This is a genomic window from Terriglobus aquaticus, assembly GCF_025685415.1.
Classification (GTDB): Bacteria; Acidobacteriota; Terriglobia; order Terriglobales; family Acidobacteriaceae; genus Terriglobus; species Terriglobus aquaticus.
Window position 1 is genome coordinate 3,026,424 of sequence record NZ_JAGSYB010000001.1, and the last position, 14,815, is coordinate 3,041,238.

Here is a 14,815-nt window from a genome sequence, read left to right on the forward strand (position 1 = left end):
TAGAAATTTCCCTACTTGAGATTTCGTTTGTCGCCAGCTACAGTCAGCTCGGTCCTCGACGTACAAACTAAGTAGTGGAGACTCCCCCCTTGCCTTCTCTTGCACGCACTTCCAAGCGCTCAAACTGCCTTGATCGTAAGTTAGCCGTATACACCCTGGCCGCCACGGCGGTTGCCGCCGTTCCGCAGATGATGCATGCAGAAAGCATCACCTATGTTCCGGGAGTCAACCAGACCGTAACCTACACCAGCGATCCGGCTACCGGGCAGCACAGCACTCCCGATGTCATCCTGACCCTCCCGGGCACCAATCAGTCGATCGACTTCGCCGCGAGCGGCATCGGCAACACCGCGGCCGTAGCGACCGGCACAGAACTGTTGCAGGATACGGATCTCGATCCGGCCGCGCTTGCAGCCGGCGCCCTGATCGACCCGACCGCCACCGCCAGCTTTGGGACGAGCGGCAAACTCTCCTCCACCACCGCCGGTAAAGGGAACTTTCCGCTGAATGGTGAGGCGTATCTCGGCTTCTACTTCACCGAGGCGGACGGGCTGCACGCCGGCTGGGCAGACCTGACCACCACGGGTTACAGCGATGCGAGCGGTGCTGTGGGCTACTCCCTCACCCTGAACTCCTATGCATACGAGAACGACCCCAATACGTCCATCCTGGCCGGCCAGACCGTGGCCACGCCGGAGCCGACCAGCCTGAGCCTGATCGCGATGGGTGCGGCGGGCGTGGCAGAGCTTCGCCGTCGTCGCCGCAAGTATGCCGAAGCCGCATAACGTCCTTCTGGTCGGTTGGGACGGAGCGGATTGGAAACGGGTGCAGCCACTGCTGGAAAGCGGTGCGCTGCCCAACCTGGCAAGGCTGGTGGAGCGGGGAGTGATGGGCGATGTCGCCCCGCTGACTCCCCTGGTCCCACCCATGCTTTGGACCAGCATCTCTACGGGCGTCACACCGGACCGGCACGGCGTGCTGGACGGCGTGGAAGACGACCCGCAAACCGGCGGTGTGCGGCCAGTGACGCGACAGTCGCTGGCCGCGCCGCACGTTTGGGACCTGCTGGCAGCCACCGGCGTGCCCTGCCGAGCAGTGGGTTGGCCGGCGACGCATCCCGCTGCGGCACCTGCCCGTAACAGTCCGGGTGCAACTGACTTCCTCTGCGTTTCGGACCGCTTTGCCGCCGGGACCTCGGACTCGGTCTGGCCGCGTGAGCTCGAGCCCGAGATTGCCGACCTGCGCTTCAGCGCAGACGAGTGGACCGGCGCCGATCTGCAACTGTTTGTCCCGGAGCTGGGCAAGATCGATCAGGACAAGGATCGCCGGCTGGCAAAGCTGGCAATCGCCCTGGCCGAAACGGCGACCCACCATGCCGCCGCGACCGCCCTGCTGGAGCGCAGCAACGCCGGCCTGACCGCGGTTTGGTACGGCGCTGCAGCGCGGATCACCGAACTTTTTCCGGAGACAAGCGGGCCTCTCCCCGCAGAAGACGCGGTCTACGCAGAGGCCGTGAACGGGGCGTATCGCTTTCTGGACCTCTTGCTGGGCCGCCTAGTGGAACTGGCCGGACCCGAGGCACTGGTCCTGGTCGTGTCAGACAGGGCAGCGGGCGAACCGGAGTTTCACCCCGAAACCGGCACGGGATCGCAGGGCATTCTGTGCGCCGGCGGTCCCGGGATCACCGCGGAAGAACTTCTGTTCGAGCCGGGCGTTCTGGACATTGCGCCGACACTGCTGGCGATCTTCGGCTTCCAGGCGCCCTCCGGCATGCCCGGCTATGTCATCGAGGAACTCTGCCCGGAGGCACCGACTCGAGAGCTTCCCGGAACCGGGAGGATAGGCAGAGAAAGCGCTGGCCCGGTCGACGGCCACGAGGACGAGAGCACAGACGCCAGCATTGATCTCGCGGAACTGCGGCAGGCCGGATACCAGGACACCGTGGCGGCGCAGCGGCGTCCGGAGGCCATCGAAGCCTGGGTTCGGCGCACACTGAACCTCGCCCGCGTGCTGTGGTCGCAGGGCCGCACACCGGAAGCCGTACCGCTGTTGGAGGCTGTAGTCCCCACCGTGGCGAGCAACCCCGCCCTGAGCAGATACGCGGACGCGCCGCTCTACCTCGCGACGGCCTATCTGGAAACGGGGCGCTCCGCAGATGCGCGCCGGCTGGCAAACGACCTGCTGCAGGCCGATCCGCAATCTCCGCTGGCATCTCTGGCCGCTGCCCACCTGGCCATGGCCGATGGAAACGCCCGCGGCGCCGAGCAGATCCTGCGCAAGGAAGCGCTCGAGAACCAGAGACCCGCGGCTGCAGTTTCCCCGACGACGCATGTGGCGCTGGGCAACGCCTGGCTGCGTACGGAGCAGTGGCGGGAGGCAGCGGAGGCGTTCCGATCGGCGCTCGCGGCGGATCGGCGCATGCTGGGCGCGTCGAGCGGGCTGGCCATTGCGCTGTTCCGGCAAGCGAAGTTTGAAGAAGCCGCGGAAGCCGCGCTTGACGCCATCCGCTTGCAGCCTCACCAGCCGGCGATGCATGACCTGCTGGGCCGGTCGATGCACGCTCTCGGACGGCATGACGACGCTGCCGCCGCGTTTGCCATGCGCGACAGCATGCAGCCGGTCGGCTCCGCGTGAGCGGTCCGGTTGACGCGACCGCCGGTGCGCCCGTCCGCTTGCGGCCACCGCGGCCGGCCGAGTGGCCGGCCTGCCGCATGCTGCTGCCGGAGACATTCGCCGACGTGGAAGGACGAGAGTACCGCCTGTGCCTGCGCGACGAGTCGCCGCGCCTGGTGGGGGCGGTCTCGTTTCGTCGCTCCGGCACCGCGCTGACCGGGCTGCGTCTGCATCTGGTGCCCGCGATGCGTCGCCAGGGGCTGGGCCGGCAAATCGTGCAGGCGCTGCGATCCGACGGTGCGACCACCCTCACCGGCCTGATCGATGTACGGCAGGAACCCGCGGCAGCAAGCTTCTGCGAGGCGGTGGGGTTTCAACGGACCGACGGGCTGACCACCGTAGAGGCCGATCTGACAGTTTTCCGCGAGTACCTGCGCGGGCTGATGCAGCGCGGATCGCTGCCGGACGGCCTCTGTACCGTGCCTCTGCGCGAGGCTTCGCTGCGGGACGTGGCACGGCTGCACGCGCAACATATCGCGCACGGCAGCGCGCTGAACCCCTGGCGGGCGCAGTTTGCCGAGATGCCGGGCCTGGGCGACTCGCCCGTAGCCTTGCTGCACGGCAGGGTGGTGGGCATGCTGCTGTGGGAGCCCGAAGGAGATCTGGGCGTCGTGCGGTCGCTGGTCGGCGAGGCGGGTGCGGTCACTCGCTGGGTCAACCTGTTGCTGCTGTCCACCACGGCGGATCTGATCCTTGCCGGTGGCATGCAGCGGGTGCGCTTCGACTTTGTGGACAGCAATCGCAACACGCGCAAGCTGGCGCAGCGCCTGAATGCGGTGGTGGTGCGGGAGCTCGCCGAGTACACCTTGCGCGACAATTCCTCGCCGGTCAACGAAGCCGGAGCGAAGGCACCGCTGCGGTAGAAGCCGCGACTACTCGCATCCAGTCGTGCCAACGCAAGTAGGTGGCGCCTGCGGCGACGTGGTGCTGCTCATCGGTCGTGAAGCTGTCAAAGCTGGTGGCCCTAGCGCATGCAGCAAGGCGAGCGCGAGCAAACGACCCGTTGCGGAGTCAAACGCAGGCTGCGGGGTTGCAACATAGCTTCGCGTGCGAGAACATCCCGGACTGTTCCTGCGTATGGTGTTTGTGGAAAGAGGGATTTGCTTGGAACAGGCAGAGAAGAGGCAGGCAACGTGGTGGCTGTTGAGCTTGGCAGCAGCGTTGCTGGTCGTGCATGTCTTGATCGGGAATCGGTATGGCTACCACCGCGATGAACTGCAGTTCCTGGAGGACGCGCGGCACCTCGACTGGGGGTACGTCCCCTTTCCGCCGCTGACCTCCTGGCTGGGGCGGGCTTCGATCGCCGTGTTTGGCTTGTTCGGAGTGCGGCCCGAAGCGGGGCCGCTCGGCTTGCGTCTCCCGGCCATGCTGATCACCTCACTCATGCTGCTGATTGCAGGCTGGATTGCACGAGCGCTGGGTGGAGGGCGCTTTGCGCAGGTGTTTGCGGCGCTACTCATGCTGCCCATCGAACTGGCCATGGGCCAGTGGCTGATGTACACGGTCACGGACGGCCTCGCCTGGGCACTGGTCGCACTTTGCATTGCAAAGCTGCTCCAGACGCGCGATGCACGCTGGTGGATCGGCGTGGGTGCGGCGCTCGGCATCGGCATTCTGTCGAAGTACTCGATCAGCTTTCTTCTGGCGTCGCTCCTGATCGGGCTGGTGGTGTTGCCAGCGGAGAGGGTGTGGCTGCGATCCAAGTGGTTTTGGGCCGGCGCCGCCGTGGCTCTGCTGATCGCCGCGCCAAACCTGCTGTGGGAGTGGCGCCACAGCTGGGTGACGCTGCACATGCTGCAGCACATTCACGCGCGCGATGTGCGGATCGGCCGGGCAAACGGCTACTGGACCGACCAGTTGAAGTACATGGCGCTGGCACTGCCCTTTGCGGTCGCGGGTGTTGTGTGGCTGGCACGCAGCGCGCGGTTTCGGCTGCTGCTGTTCCTGTATGCGGGGCCGTTGGTGCTGTTTGCGCTGGCAAAGGGCCGCGGCTACTATGCCATCCCCGGATACATTGGCGTGTACGCCGCGGGGGCGGTGGCCTTTGCGCAATGGACCGGCCGCTTGCGCTCGCGATTGCAGTCCACGTGGCGCGGAGTCGCCGTTGCATCCACGGCTCTTGGCCTAGTCGCGGTGACCCTGATGATGGTGGCCGTGGCGCCACAGGGATCGCGGCTGCTGCACTTTCAACTGCGCACCAGCAGCGATGTGCGCGACCAGTTCGGATGGCGGGAGATGGCCGCGGCGGTCGCGGCGGCGCGCGACACCCTGCCGCCGGAAGAGCGGGCGCGCGCCGGTGTCGCGGTGGACAACTACGGCGAAGCGGGAGCGATCGCGCTCTACGGCCCCGGTTACGGCCTACCCTATCCGATCAGCAGCGCCAACGACTTTTACTACCGCGGGTACGGCAGCGCGCCAGATATTTTGGTGACGCTCGGCATCGGGCGCAAGGACCGGCAGCGCCTGTTCGATCGGTGCGAAATGCGCGGGCAGTTCGTGAAGCCGAATTCGGTCGGCAACGACGATGAGGAAGGTCAACCCATCTACGTCTGCTGGGGCATGAGAACGCCCTGGGACGTGCTGTGGCGGACCGAGCAAAGCTTCGGATAGCCTGCCTGCGCAAGCGATAGTCTACTGAGGAAGAGGTGGTCGACCGTGAGTGACAAGAAACCAGGCATCTTGAAAGTGCTGCAGGCCGTGGCAGGCAAACCCATCACCCCCGAAGATGACGAGTCGCTGTTCGGTTCGGGCCTCTTGGATAGCTTTGCGCTGCCCGATTTCGTCAGCGGCCTGGAGTCGGAGTTCGGCGTGACCGTGCCCGACGGCGACCTGTCGGCACGCAAGTTCGACACCATCGACAAAGTCGAGGCCTACCTGGACAGCAAAGGCGCGTAGCTGCACCGCACCACTGCATTCAGGCGCGATTTGAACGTTTGTACGCTGTGTAAAGGTTCCCGCCTGCGGTAAACAGCAGCAATACTCCCGCCGCCGGCAACTTGTCGCCTCGTCGCCAAAGAAGTGCGGCAACCAGGCAAGCAATCGCAAAGCACAGAACCATAAATACAATCCGTAGCTTTCCCTCGAGCGGAACAGGGCGCATCGAACACCTCCAGGATCGCTTTGCCGTCGCTGGCGGCCAGGTTTCGTCCCGCAGGACGGTAAACGCGGCTCCGCACCACTCTTCGACGCGGGAGCGTCTACCCTGAACAACGGACGGAGCGGCCGATGAGTTTCATTCGAGCAACAGGGGTGCATCTGCCCTCGCGCGTGGTGGGCAACGACGAGCTGGCGGCGGCGGTGGGCGAACCCGCTGCATGGATCGAGCAGGTCTCCGGCATTCGCGAACGTCGCTATGCTGCGGAGGGCGAAACAGTCGTCACCCAGGCGCTCTCCGCCGCACAGGCGTGCCTGGACCGCGCAGGCGTCACGGCCAGCGACGTTAGCATGCTGCTGCTGAGCAGTGGATCGGCCGACCGCAATGTGCCCGGCCCCGCCGCGCAGGTGGCCGCCGAACTGGGCATGGGCACCGCGCCCGCACTTGATATCGCAATCCCCAGCGCGGGGTCTCTCTGGGCGCTTTGTCTCGCAAAGCAGATGGCGCCGTTAGCTGCCGGCGGAAAAGTTCTGGTGGTCGCCTCGGAGATCATGAGCCGCCGCGTCGATCGGTTTGCAGAAGGCAAGAACACCGCGATCCTCTTCGGCGATGGAGCCGCCTCGGCTCTCATCGACGCCTCGGCTGGCGCGCTTCGCCTGGGCGACGCCGTGCTGCAGAGCGACGGCACCGGTGCCGAGATCCTGCACATGACGGGCAGCGGCGATGCAGCCCGGCTGCACATGGACGGAGGCTCGGTGATTCTGCGAGCCTCGCGCAAGCTGCCAGCCGTGACCCAGGAGCTGCTCACGCGCAACCACCTCTCCGCCGACGCTGTCACCCGCTTCGTCATGCACCAGGCCAATGGGAACCTGATTCTGAAAGTCGCCGCGACGCTTAAGGTACCGGCGGACCGCTTCTTCCAGAACATCGCGCGCTACGGCAACACGTCGTCGGCATCACTGCTGATCGCGCTGCACGAGTTCCTCGAGGAAACGCCGTCGCCCACCGGACCGGTGGTGCTCAGCGCATTTGGCGCCGGCCTGAACTGGGGTGCCATGCTGGCCACACCGGCGTAAGTCTCGCCGCCATAGCCTTACGTTCCTCGATCGAGGATGCTCCCGCGCCGGCTTCCCGCGTCTAACGGAGCAAGCAACCGGTCACGCGCCGGAACACAAGGAGCGGGTATGACACCGCAGGAACAGGAAATGCTCGACGGCCTGATTGGCCGCGTTCGCAATGCGCAGATCACCACCAAGGATGCCGACGCGGATCGCCGCATCCAGGAAGCCCTCGGCAGGGATCCCAACGCGCTCTACATCCTGTGCCAGACGGTGCTGCTGCAGGGGTATGCCCTGGAGCAGGCGCAGAAGCAACTGGCCGTTCTGAAGTATCAGGCCGCGCAGGCGACACAGCAGCCGCAACACGAGCCCACCTTCCTCGAAAAGATCTTTGGCAAGAGCGATCCCGAACCCGACAAGCAGCAGGCCAGTGGTCCGGGCGGATCGCAAGCCGCGTACGGCACACCCGTCTACAACAACCCGCAGCAGAGCGGTCAGCCGCCCTATGGTCAGCCGCAATATGGCGGTCCTCAGTACGGTTCTCCCCAGTACGGCGGACAGCCGCCCGCCGGCTATCCGGCCTACCCCGCGCAGCCAGGCTACGGACAGCCCGGCTATGGGCAACCCAGCGGAGCTTACCCCGTCAGCTCCGGCGGCGGCGGCTTCCTGCAGGGAGCGCTCCAGACCGCGGCTGGCGTAGCGCTGGGCGAGATGGCCTTCCAAAGCGTGGAGAGCCTGTTCCGCGGCTTCGGCCACGCTGCTGGCTACGGCTCCGATCGCGCCATGGGCTTCGGTGACGTGAACGCCGGCAATAACGACACCGACTACGGCCAGGGTGGCGGCTTCTTCAGCCGCGAGCAGGCCGAGAACGGCGTCAACGACCAGCTCAGCCCCGACATCGAGGACCGCCGCGGCGACTCCGCCAGCGGCTTCGCCGACACGGGCGACCGGGGCTCCGCCGACGGCTTTGTGGGTGGCGACGATTCCGCAACCGACAACGGCTACGACGTGGACAACTCTGTGCTCGAAGCCGACGGCAGCGACTTCTCCGATGGCGGCTCCGACTTCGACAGCGGCGACGGCGGCTTCGACGACGGCGGCTTCAGCGACAACAGCTAAGCGCGTCCGCATGATGCGGGATCCTCAACGACCGAGGGCGGCTAACCGAAGACAGCCGGAACGCGACGGCAGCGCCCCTGGTCTGCGAGACTGAACCCAACTGCGCCACCGCGCCAACGAGGTTCGTCTCTTGAGCACATCTGCGGCTCCGGCTGTCTTCCACGCCATCAACCCCGTCGACGGCTCCTCGCTTCCAGAGACCTTCGAAATCTCCACGGCAGAGGACGTCCATCGCCTGGCAAGCCGGGCGCAGGTCGCCCATCTGACCCTCGCCGCTACGCGCGGTGTGGATCGCGCGCGACTGCTGCGTGCCATCGCGGACGGCCTTGCCAGCAACGGCGAAGCGATCGTAAGCCGCGCCCACCTGGAGACCGGCCTTCCGCTGGCCCGTCTTCAGGGTGAGCTGCTGCGCACCACCGGCCAACTGCGCCTCTTTGCCGAGGTGGCCGAGGAAGGCTCGTGGGTCGACGCCCGCATCGACGAAGCCCTGCCCGACCGCAAACCGCTGCCCCGCCCGGACATCCGCTCCATGCTGCGGCCGGTGGGCCCGATCGCCGTCTTTGGTGCCAGCAACTTCCCGCTGGCGTTTTCGGTGGCGGGCGGCGATACCGCCTCTGCGCTCGCCGCCGGCAATCCCGTTGTCGTCAAAGCCCACCCCGCCCACCCGGGCACCAGCCGCCTCGTCGCCGACGCCATCCACGCGGCCGTTGCCGCATGCGGCCTGCCCGAGGGCACCTTCGGCATCGTCTACGACCAGGGCACCACCGCCGGGGAAGCCCTGGTGCTGCATCCCGCCATCCGGTCCGTCGCCTTTACCGGCTCCACCGCCGGCGGGCAGGCGCTGATGCGCCTTGCGGCCTCGCGGCCCGAGCCCATTCCGTGCTTCGCCGAGATGGGCAGCACCAACCCCGTCTTTGTTCTGCCCGGCGCGCTGCGTGAGCGCGGCGCCGCACTCGCCACCGGCCTGCAGACGTCGTTCACGCTCGGTTCCGGCCAGTTCTGCACCAAGCCGGGCCTTGTTTTCGTTCCACAGGACGGCAGCGACGCCTTTCTGCACCAGTTACAGGAAGGTGTGAACGGCCTGGGCAGCCATGGCATGCTCACGCCCGGCATCGCGGAGCGCTACGCCGCCAGCGTGGAGGCGCGGCGAGGCAGCGGAGCCGCGAAGTGGCTTGCCGGTCAGCCTGCGGGGCCCTCGGGCCCGGGCGCCAGCGCCACCGCCGCGGTCTTCGCCACCTCGCTGCCGGCGTTCCTGGGCGACCCCTCGCTGCAGGAGGAGATCTTCGGTCCATCCACCCTGCTGATTCACTATGGCGCGTTGGATGACCTGCTGGCCGCGGCGGCTTCCCTGCACGGCCACCTGACCGCCACTCTGCACGGTACCGACGACGATCTGGCCGCTGCCGGCCCGCTCGTCCATCTGCTGGAAACCCGCGTCGGGCGCATCCTCTTCAACGGATTCCCCACCGGCGTGGAGGTGTGCCACAGCATGGTGCACGGCGGCCCGTTCCCTGCCACTAGCGACAGCCGGTTCACCAGCGTGGGAACGCGCGCCATGCTGCGATTCGCCCGCCCCGTGTGCTATCAGGACTTCCCGGAAGCTTCGCTGCCGGAAGCATTGCAGTCGGGCAATCCGCTGGGCATCCTGCGCATGCGCAACGGCGTGGTGGGACGCGCCTAGCGCTTCCCGTCGAGCCGCGTCACCGAGCAAAGCGCCGGAAGGTGTCGCCAACACAAAAGCCCGGCTGCGGCCGGGCTCGCACATTCTCACGCTGTGAGTCTTACTTCCCGTCGTCGTTGTAGAAGCGCACCGGTGCGCTCTGCGATGGCAAGAAATTGCTGTCGCCCTCATAAGCCGCGGCCAGGCTGCTCAGGCCGGCTGGCAACGTATCCAGCGTCAGCGTGGCCGAGCCGTTCGCGACGGCGGCCTGCCCGATCCGCTTGCCTCCAATGGTGAAAACCACCGAGCCGGCCGGAGTGGCATGCGACTTACCATCCACCGTCGCCAGCAGGGTCACACCGCTGCTGCTTCCGCTCTCAGAAGACGCAACCGTCAAGGCCGTGGTGGTGGTTGCCCGGGTTCCCACCGACATCGCGTGCGAGCCGGCGGCGTTCTCAGCGGGCTTCGCCGGCGTTTCTGCCACAGCACACCCGCACAGCACGCCGCATACCAGAACTGAAACAACCCGCAGACCCCCGCTCCGCAGAAAACGGAACGCATTCGCGCCCGGACGCGATCCAGTAAGGGCATCGAGCTGCTGCTCGTGCCTTGCTCTACCGACTTGGGCGAAATCCGGAATCGTCATCTCTGCACGCGCACTTGCCACAAATGGCGCGTGTACAGTCTGACGCGAATTTGTCGTCGTCAAGCAGCACTGTAGTTTTATGGCGACATAATGTCGCTGGTTAGCTACGGCCCTCAACTTCAACCGCCTCGCCTCAGAGCACCAATACCCGGGGTCGATCCGAGGTCTAATACGCGCGCTGGTACATCCGCGAGATGCGGTCGTGCCAACCGAGCTTGTCATCGTCCAGCATGGCCCAGGCGAAGCCTAGTCCCAGCGACACCGCGCTCAGGCCCATGGCAAACAGCCTGCGCCGCATAGCCGAGCGCGTCGGGTTGTCGTCGCCAAAGGTGCACAGTGCGATGCGCGCGTAGCGCATGCCTACCGTCTGGCCCGACAGTGTGAAGCTGAGCAAAAGATAGCCCACCCCAAACAGCAGCAGCGTTACTGCCGACGCGCCCAGGGCGAACAGCCCGGTCGGCAAAGCACCGCCGGCCATGCCCGCCGCCGCAACAGCCAGCAGAAACGCAACGCCCACGCAGCATCCGTCTACCGCTGCGGCCATCACCCGGCGCTCCAGGGAGGCGGCATACACCGGCAGCGCCATCGACATCTGCGCATCCGGCTGCGACATTTCATGTTCCGCTGTCGAGCTGTCCAGCCGGATGCTGGACCACTCCGGCAGCGTGCTCACCGGCTCCGCGGTCGGCGTTGTGCTGAACGAGCTCGCCTCCACCTCGAAAATGCGCAGTTGCGCGCGCTCGGGCGTGCTGTCGGCGTCTTCGCGCAAGGGTCCCTCGGCAAACCGGGGACGCGCCTTGCGTGCCGCCACCAGTTGCCGCGGAAACTCAATCAGGTTTGCCGGAATCGGCACGGGCGGCTCTGCCGGGTCGGGCACCGGCATGGCGATCTTCACGGGCTGCGGCACCACGGCAGCCGCCGCAACAGGCACCGCCTCCACCGGAACAGCCTGCCGCTCCACCGGAGGCTCTGCGACAGAGGCGCGGGTCTCCGTAAGCAACGGGGCAGCCACCGCTTCGCGCAGCGCCTCGGACGGACCGAGCACCTCCATCTCGCGCACCGGCGCTGCCATCATCGGCAACAGAACGCCCGGCTCGGGAGCACTGGCCACGTAGGTGTGCTGCGGCTCAATCTCGCTGGCGAACTCCACCGCAGGTTCCGCTGACGCGGCCTGCTGGCGCTCCTCCCACTCCTGCATCTCGTGTAGCAACTGCTGCTGCGAAGCGGCGATGGCTTCGGCGTTACGACGCGCGACCTCGGCTGCCGCCTCGGCCTGACGGGTTGCCGATTCGGCTTCCTGCTGTAGGAATTCGCGGTAGCTCTGCGACCGCGCAAAGCGGGCCGCCACGCTGTCGGCGACGCGGTTCGGCTTGGCAGCGTTGCGCTCGTTCATCCCGGCCATGCCTGGCAATGCCGTTTGCGCCGACAACGTTGCCCCGGTGCCGCGCTTGCGGCGGTGCTGCTCCAGGCGCTCAGCCACGGCCTGGCGCAGGGCCTGCGCTTCGGACGACGCGGCATGCGCTGCGGCAACTTCCTGGAGGTGGAGGGGTTCCAGCGGCAAAGGAACGGCTGTGCTCAACGGGAAAACTCGCTTTCCGTGATAATCAAAGGAACGGCTGTGCAACCGCGTAGAAGATCCGAAACCAAACCCAAGATCACTCGCAAGAGCGCCTCGAGCCGTTCTGCCCTTTCGCTGGCTGCCGCCTGTTGCTTGTGTACCACGCTGCTTGCCCCTTCCAGTGCACGGTTGTATGCGCAAGAGGTAGCGAGGAAGGCACCCTCCTCAAGCACAGCTCAAAGTCAATCCGCCACCGTGTCGGCGGACGCGCCATCCGGCGACACACCTGCTGCCACCGCGCTGCCCGAAGATCCCGCCGCAAGCCGCTATCCCATGCTGGAAGAACTGCAGGCGCGCCACACCAACGCTGCCGATCTGCAGTACGACCACGCCCAGTACGCCGCCGGCCACCTGATCCTGGACGGTCACGTCACGATCGTCTACGCCGGCTATACCTTCACCGCCGACCACGTGGACTACGACCGCAACACCGGCCAGTTGAACGCCAGCGGACACCTGAAACTTACGGGTGGCAAGTCCGACGAATCCGTGCAAGCCAGCCACGGCACCCTGAACCTGCGCACACAGGCTGGCACCTTCTACGACGTCGCAGGCTCGGTCGGCCTGCGCCAGGGATCGGGCAGCCGCATATACACCGTCGGCAATCCCTTCCTGTTCCAGGGGCGCATGCTCGTCAAGCATGGTCCCGAGGACTTCGAACTCTTCGATGGAAGCGTGACCAGTTGCCAGTTGCCGCACCCGGATTGGCGGCTTTCCAGCGCTCACTTTGTCGTGCACAACGGCAAGGCTGCGGCGCACGGCACCGTCTTCCGCCTGCTGAACGTACCGGTTCTCTACCTGCCCGTCATCTCGCACCCGGTACCGCAGCAGGGCGCGGACCAGCGGCAGAGCGGCATCCTCATCCCGGTGGTCGGGCAAAGCTCGACCAAGGGCTTCATCCTGGGCGAACAGATCTACTTTGCCCTATCGCGCTCAACAGACATGACCGTAGGTGCCGAGTACTTCAGCCGCCGCGGCTGGCAGCAGTCCGCTACTTTCCGGTGGCGTGGACGCGGCCTCGACTTCCTGAACGCGCACTACAGCAACCTGCTGGACCGCGGCTTCCAGGGCACCGTGCTGCAGGCCGGCCCGAACGGCACCGTTACCTCCACAGTCGGCTACGTGAACCAGGGCGGCGAAGACATCCTGGTCAGCGGCCGCAAGGATTTCACACCGCACCTGCGCTCTGCCGTAAACGCCGAATACCTGAGCAGCTACGCCTATCGCCAGGCCTTCACCGACACCTTCAACCAGGCCGTCGCCACGGACATCGTCAGCGACGCCTTTGCCACCTGGCAGAACAACGGCTACATCGGAAGCATTGAGGGCGACCGCTACCAGGGCCTGAAGCGCACCATTACCGGCGAACAGGTCCGCATCCTGCACCTGCCGCAACTGGACGGCGAGACCACCGAACACCGCATCGGCAACACACCCTTGCTGTGGACTGCCATGGTCCAAAGCAGTGCGATCAAGCGTACCCAGGGCACCGGCACCGCCAGTACGCAGTTCAATACGGGCGTGGTCGAGCGCTTCGACGTTCGCCCCTCGCTCTCTCTGCCTCTGCACTTTGATGGCTTCGCCCTGCGCGGCACGGTCGCCGTGCGCGACACCTGGTACTCCGCCTCGCGGGTTGCCGCGCCGCTGCCCGGCCCGACGCCGGTGGAACGATCCGGCTCGTTGAACCGCTCTGCGTTTGAGGCCGAGGCCGAATTCCGCACGCCCGTTCTGGAGCGGACGTTCCAAGGCGGCCCCTTCCACAAGCTGCTGGGCCGCGACATCCGCCACACCATCGAGCCCATGGTGCGGTACCGCTACGTGACCGGCGTCAACGAGTTCAACCGCACCCTGCGCTTCGACGCCCGCGATGTTCTGAGCAACACCAACGAGGTGGAGTACGGCGTGACGCAGCGCCTGTTTCTGCGCCCGGCCAGGGTACGCCCGTGCGAGGTGGGCGAGCTGCCCAACGCCGACGACGGCTTCCTGGGCGGCACACCCGCACCGCGCGCCATCCCCGGGCTGGGACCGGCTGCATCCTCCAGCACGGCCACGTCTGCCGGAACGCCCGAGGCACCCGCCTCGCCGCAGGATCCCTCCGCAACCGGCACCGCCTCAGCAGCCACCGCAGACACGACCGGCGGCACAACCCCGGAGACCATGGGCGACGGCGCCAACCCCGGCATCCCCGTCTCGCACCCGCGGGTAGTCAGTCCCGAAGACGCCGTGCCCACCTGCGGCGGTACCCGCGAAAGCCTGCGCTGGCGCATCGTGCAGCGGCGCTACCTGAATGAAACATTCGGCAAGAACGTGCTGGTCGCCGGCGCCACCGCCGCTCCTACCGCAGCAAATCCGTTCCCGCAGCCGCAGCCTATCCGCAACGTGCTGGAGACCACGCTTGACCTCAGCGGCGTCGCCTTCCTCACCGGCCAGCCCCGCGCGCTTTCGCCCATCGTCAGCGAACTGCGTCTGAGCGCCACCAGTCACCTGGACGTCGAGTGGGACATGAACTACGACACCGTGCTCAACAAGTTCACCCAGAGCAATACGTTTCTCGACGTACACAATGGCGACTGGTTCGGCGGTGTGAGCTACGCCCGGCTGAATGCGCCTGGCCGCTTTCAGCGGCTGGACGTCAACACGGACCAGAACACCACTTCGCTGCTCAGCGACTTCAGTCAGATGCGCATGCTGCTGGGCTACGGCACGCCTCTGAAACGTGGCTTCAGCGCCGCCGCCAACGTTGGCCTGGACCTGACGATTCCCCAGCCGCAGTACGGCGCGCTGGAAGTGAATTACAACTGGAACTGCTGTGGCCTGAGCGTGGAGTACCGCAAGTACGAACTGGGCAGCGTCCGCAACGAAAACAGCTATCGCTTCAATTTCACGCTGGCCAACATCGGCACCGCCGGGAACCTGCGCCGAGCCGAACGCCTCTTTTAATCGCCGC

The 14,815-nt window shown here is 66.4% G+C and carries 11 protein-coding genes; 9 read left to right on the top strand and 2 right to left on the bottom strand.

The genetic code is table 11. The features are described 5' to 3' along the window. The first annotated feature begins 89 nt into the window (after window positions 1–89). The 8 genes from OHL12_RS12595 to OHL12_RS12630 all read left to right on the top strand — a co-directional run bounded on the left by OHL12_RS12595 (window position 90) and on the right by OHL12_RS12630 (window position 9,625). Entirely contained in the window at window positions 90–785 is a 696-nt protein-coding gene (locus OHL12_RS12595; RefSeq protein ID WP_263414166.1) for a PEP-CTERM sorting domain-containing protein, read from the top strand. After that, the gene (locus OHL12_RS12600; RefSeq protein WP_263414167.1) at window positions 769–2,634 is read left to right on the top strand and encodes an alkaline phosphatase family protein; all 1,866 of its coding nucleotides are present in this window, start codon (window positions 769–771) and stop codon (window positions 2,632–2,634) included. Before OHL12_RS12595 ends, OHL12_RS12600 begins: the two co-directional genes overlap by 17 nt. Next, window positions 2,631–3,536 (top strand): GNAT family N-acetyltransferase, encoded by a 906-nt coding sequence (locus OHL12_RS12605; RefSeq protein ID WP_263414168.1) that lies wholly within the window; start codon window positions 2,631–2,633, stop codon window positions 3,534–3,536. Before OHL12_RS12600 ends, OHL12_RS12605 begins: the two co-directional genes overlap by 4 nt. Before the next feature lie 286 nt (window positions 3,537–3,822). Continuing rightward, entirely contained in the window at window positions 3,823–5,283 is a 1,461-nt protein-coding gene (locus OHL12_RS12610) for a glycosyltransferase family 39 protein (protein ID WP_263414169.1), read from the top strand. 45 nt (window positions 5,284–5,328) lie between these two features. Next, complete coding sequence (locus tag OHL12_RS12615; protein ID WP_263414170.1) at window positions 5,329–5,568, top strand: acyl carrier protein; 240 nt, start codon at window positions 5,329–5,331, stop codon at window positions 5,566–5,568. 330 nt (window positions 5,569–5,898) lie between these two features. Continuing rightward, window positions 5,899–6,843 (top strand): 3-oxoacyl-ACP synthase III family protein, encoded by a 945-nt coding sequence (locus OHL12_RS12620; RefSeq protein WP_263414171.1) that lies wholly within the window; start codon window positions 5,899–5,901, stop codon window positions 6,841–6,843. Between the two features lie 108 nt (window positions 6,844–6,951). Next, window positions 6,952–7,944 (top strand): DUF2076 domain-containing protein, encoded by a 993-nt coding sequence (locus tag OHL12_RS12625; protein WP_263414172.1) that lies wholly within the window; start codon window positions 6,952–6,954, stop codon window positions 7,942–7,944. A gap of 130 nt (window positions 7,945–8,074) precedes the next feature. Next, a complete protein-coding gene (locus OHL12_RS12630) occupies window positions 8,075–9,625 on the top strand; it encodes an aldehyde dehydrogenase (NADP(+)) (protein ID WP_263414173.1) in 1,551 nt (516 codons plus the stop codon). Between the two features lie 100 nt (window positions 9,626–9,725). Here the strand turns inward: OHL12_RS12630 and OHL12_RS12635 are convergent, their stop codons facing one another. Next, window positions 9,726–10,088 (bottom strand): Ig-like domain-containing protein, encoded by a 363-nt coding sequence (locus OHL12_RS12635; protein WP_263414174.1) that lies wholly within the window; start codon window positions 10,086–10,088, stop codon window positions 9,726–9,728. Between the two features lie 328 nt (window positions 10,089–10,416). Further along, window positions 10,417–11,829, bottom strand: a complete 1,413-nt coding sequence (locus OHL12_RS12640; protein WP_263414175.1) for an RDD family protein — start codon at window positions 11,827–11,829, stop codon at window positions 10,417–10,419. 234 nt (window positions 11,830–12,063) lie between these two features. Between OHL12_RS12640 and OHL12_RS12645 the strand changes: the two genes are divergently transcribed. Continuing rightward, window positions 12,064–14,808 carry an LPS-assembly protein LptD gene (locus OHL12_RS12645; RefSeq protein ID WP_263414176.1) on the top strand — a complete coding sequence of 915 codons (2,745 nt, stop codon included), beginning with the start codon at window positions 12,064–12,066 and terminating at the stop codon, window positions 14,806–14,808. Window positions 14,809–14,815: the final 7 nt, after the last annotated feature.

Excerpts from the sequence above, each read along its gene's own strand:
- OHL12_RS12600 (WP_263414167.1), top strand. The coding sequence starts at position 769 with ATGCCGAAGCCGCATAACGTCCTTCTGGTCGGTTGGGACGGAGCGGAT.
- OHL12_RS12620 (WP_263414171.1), top strand. The coding sequence starts at position 5,899 with ATGAGTTTCATTCGAGCAACAGGGGTGCATCTGCCCTCGCGCGTGGTG.
- OHL12_RS12625 (WP_263414172.1), top strand. The coding sequence starts at position 6,952 with ATGACACCGCAGGAACAGGAAATGCTCGACGGCCTGATTGGCCGCGTT.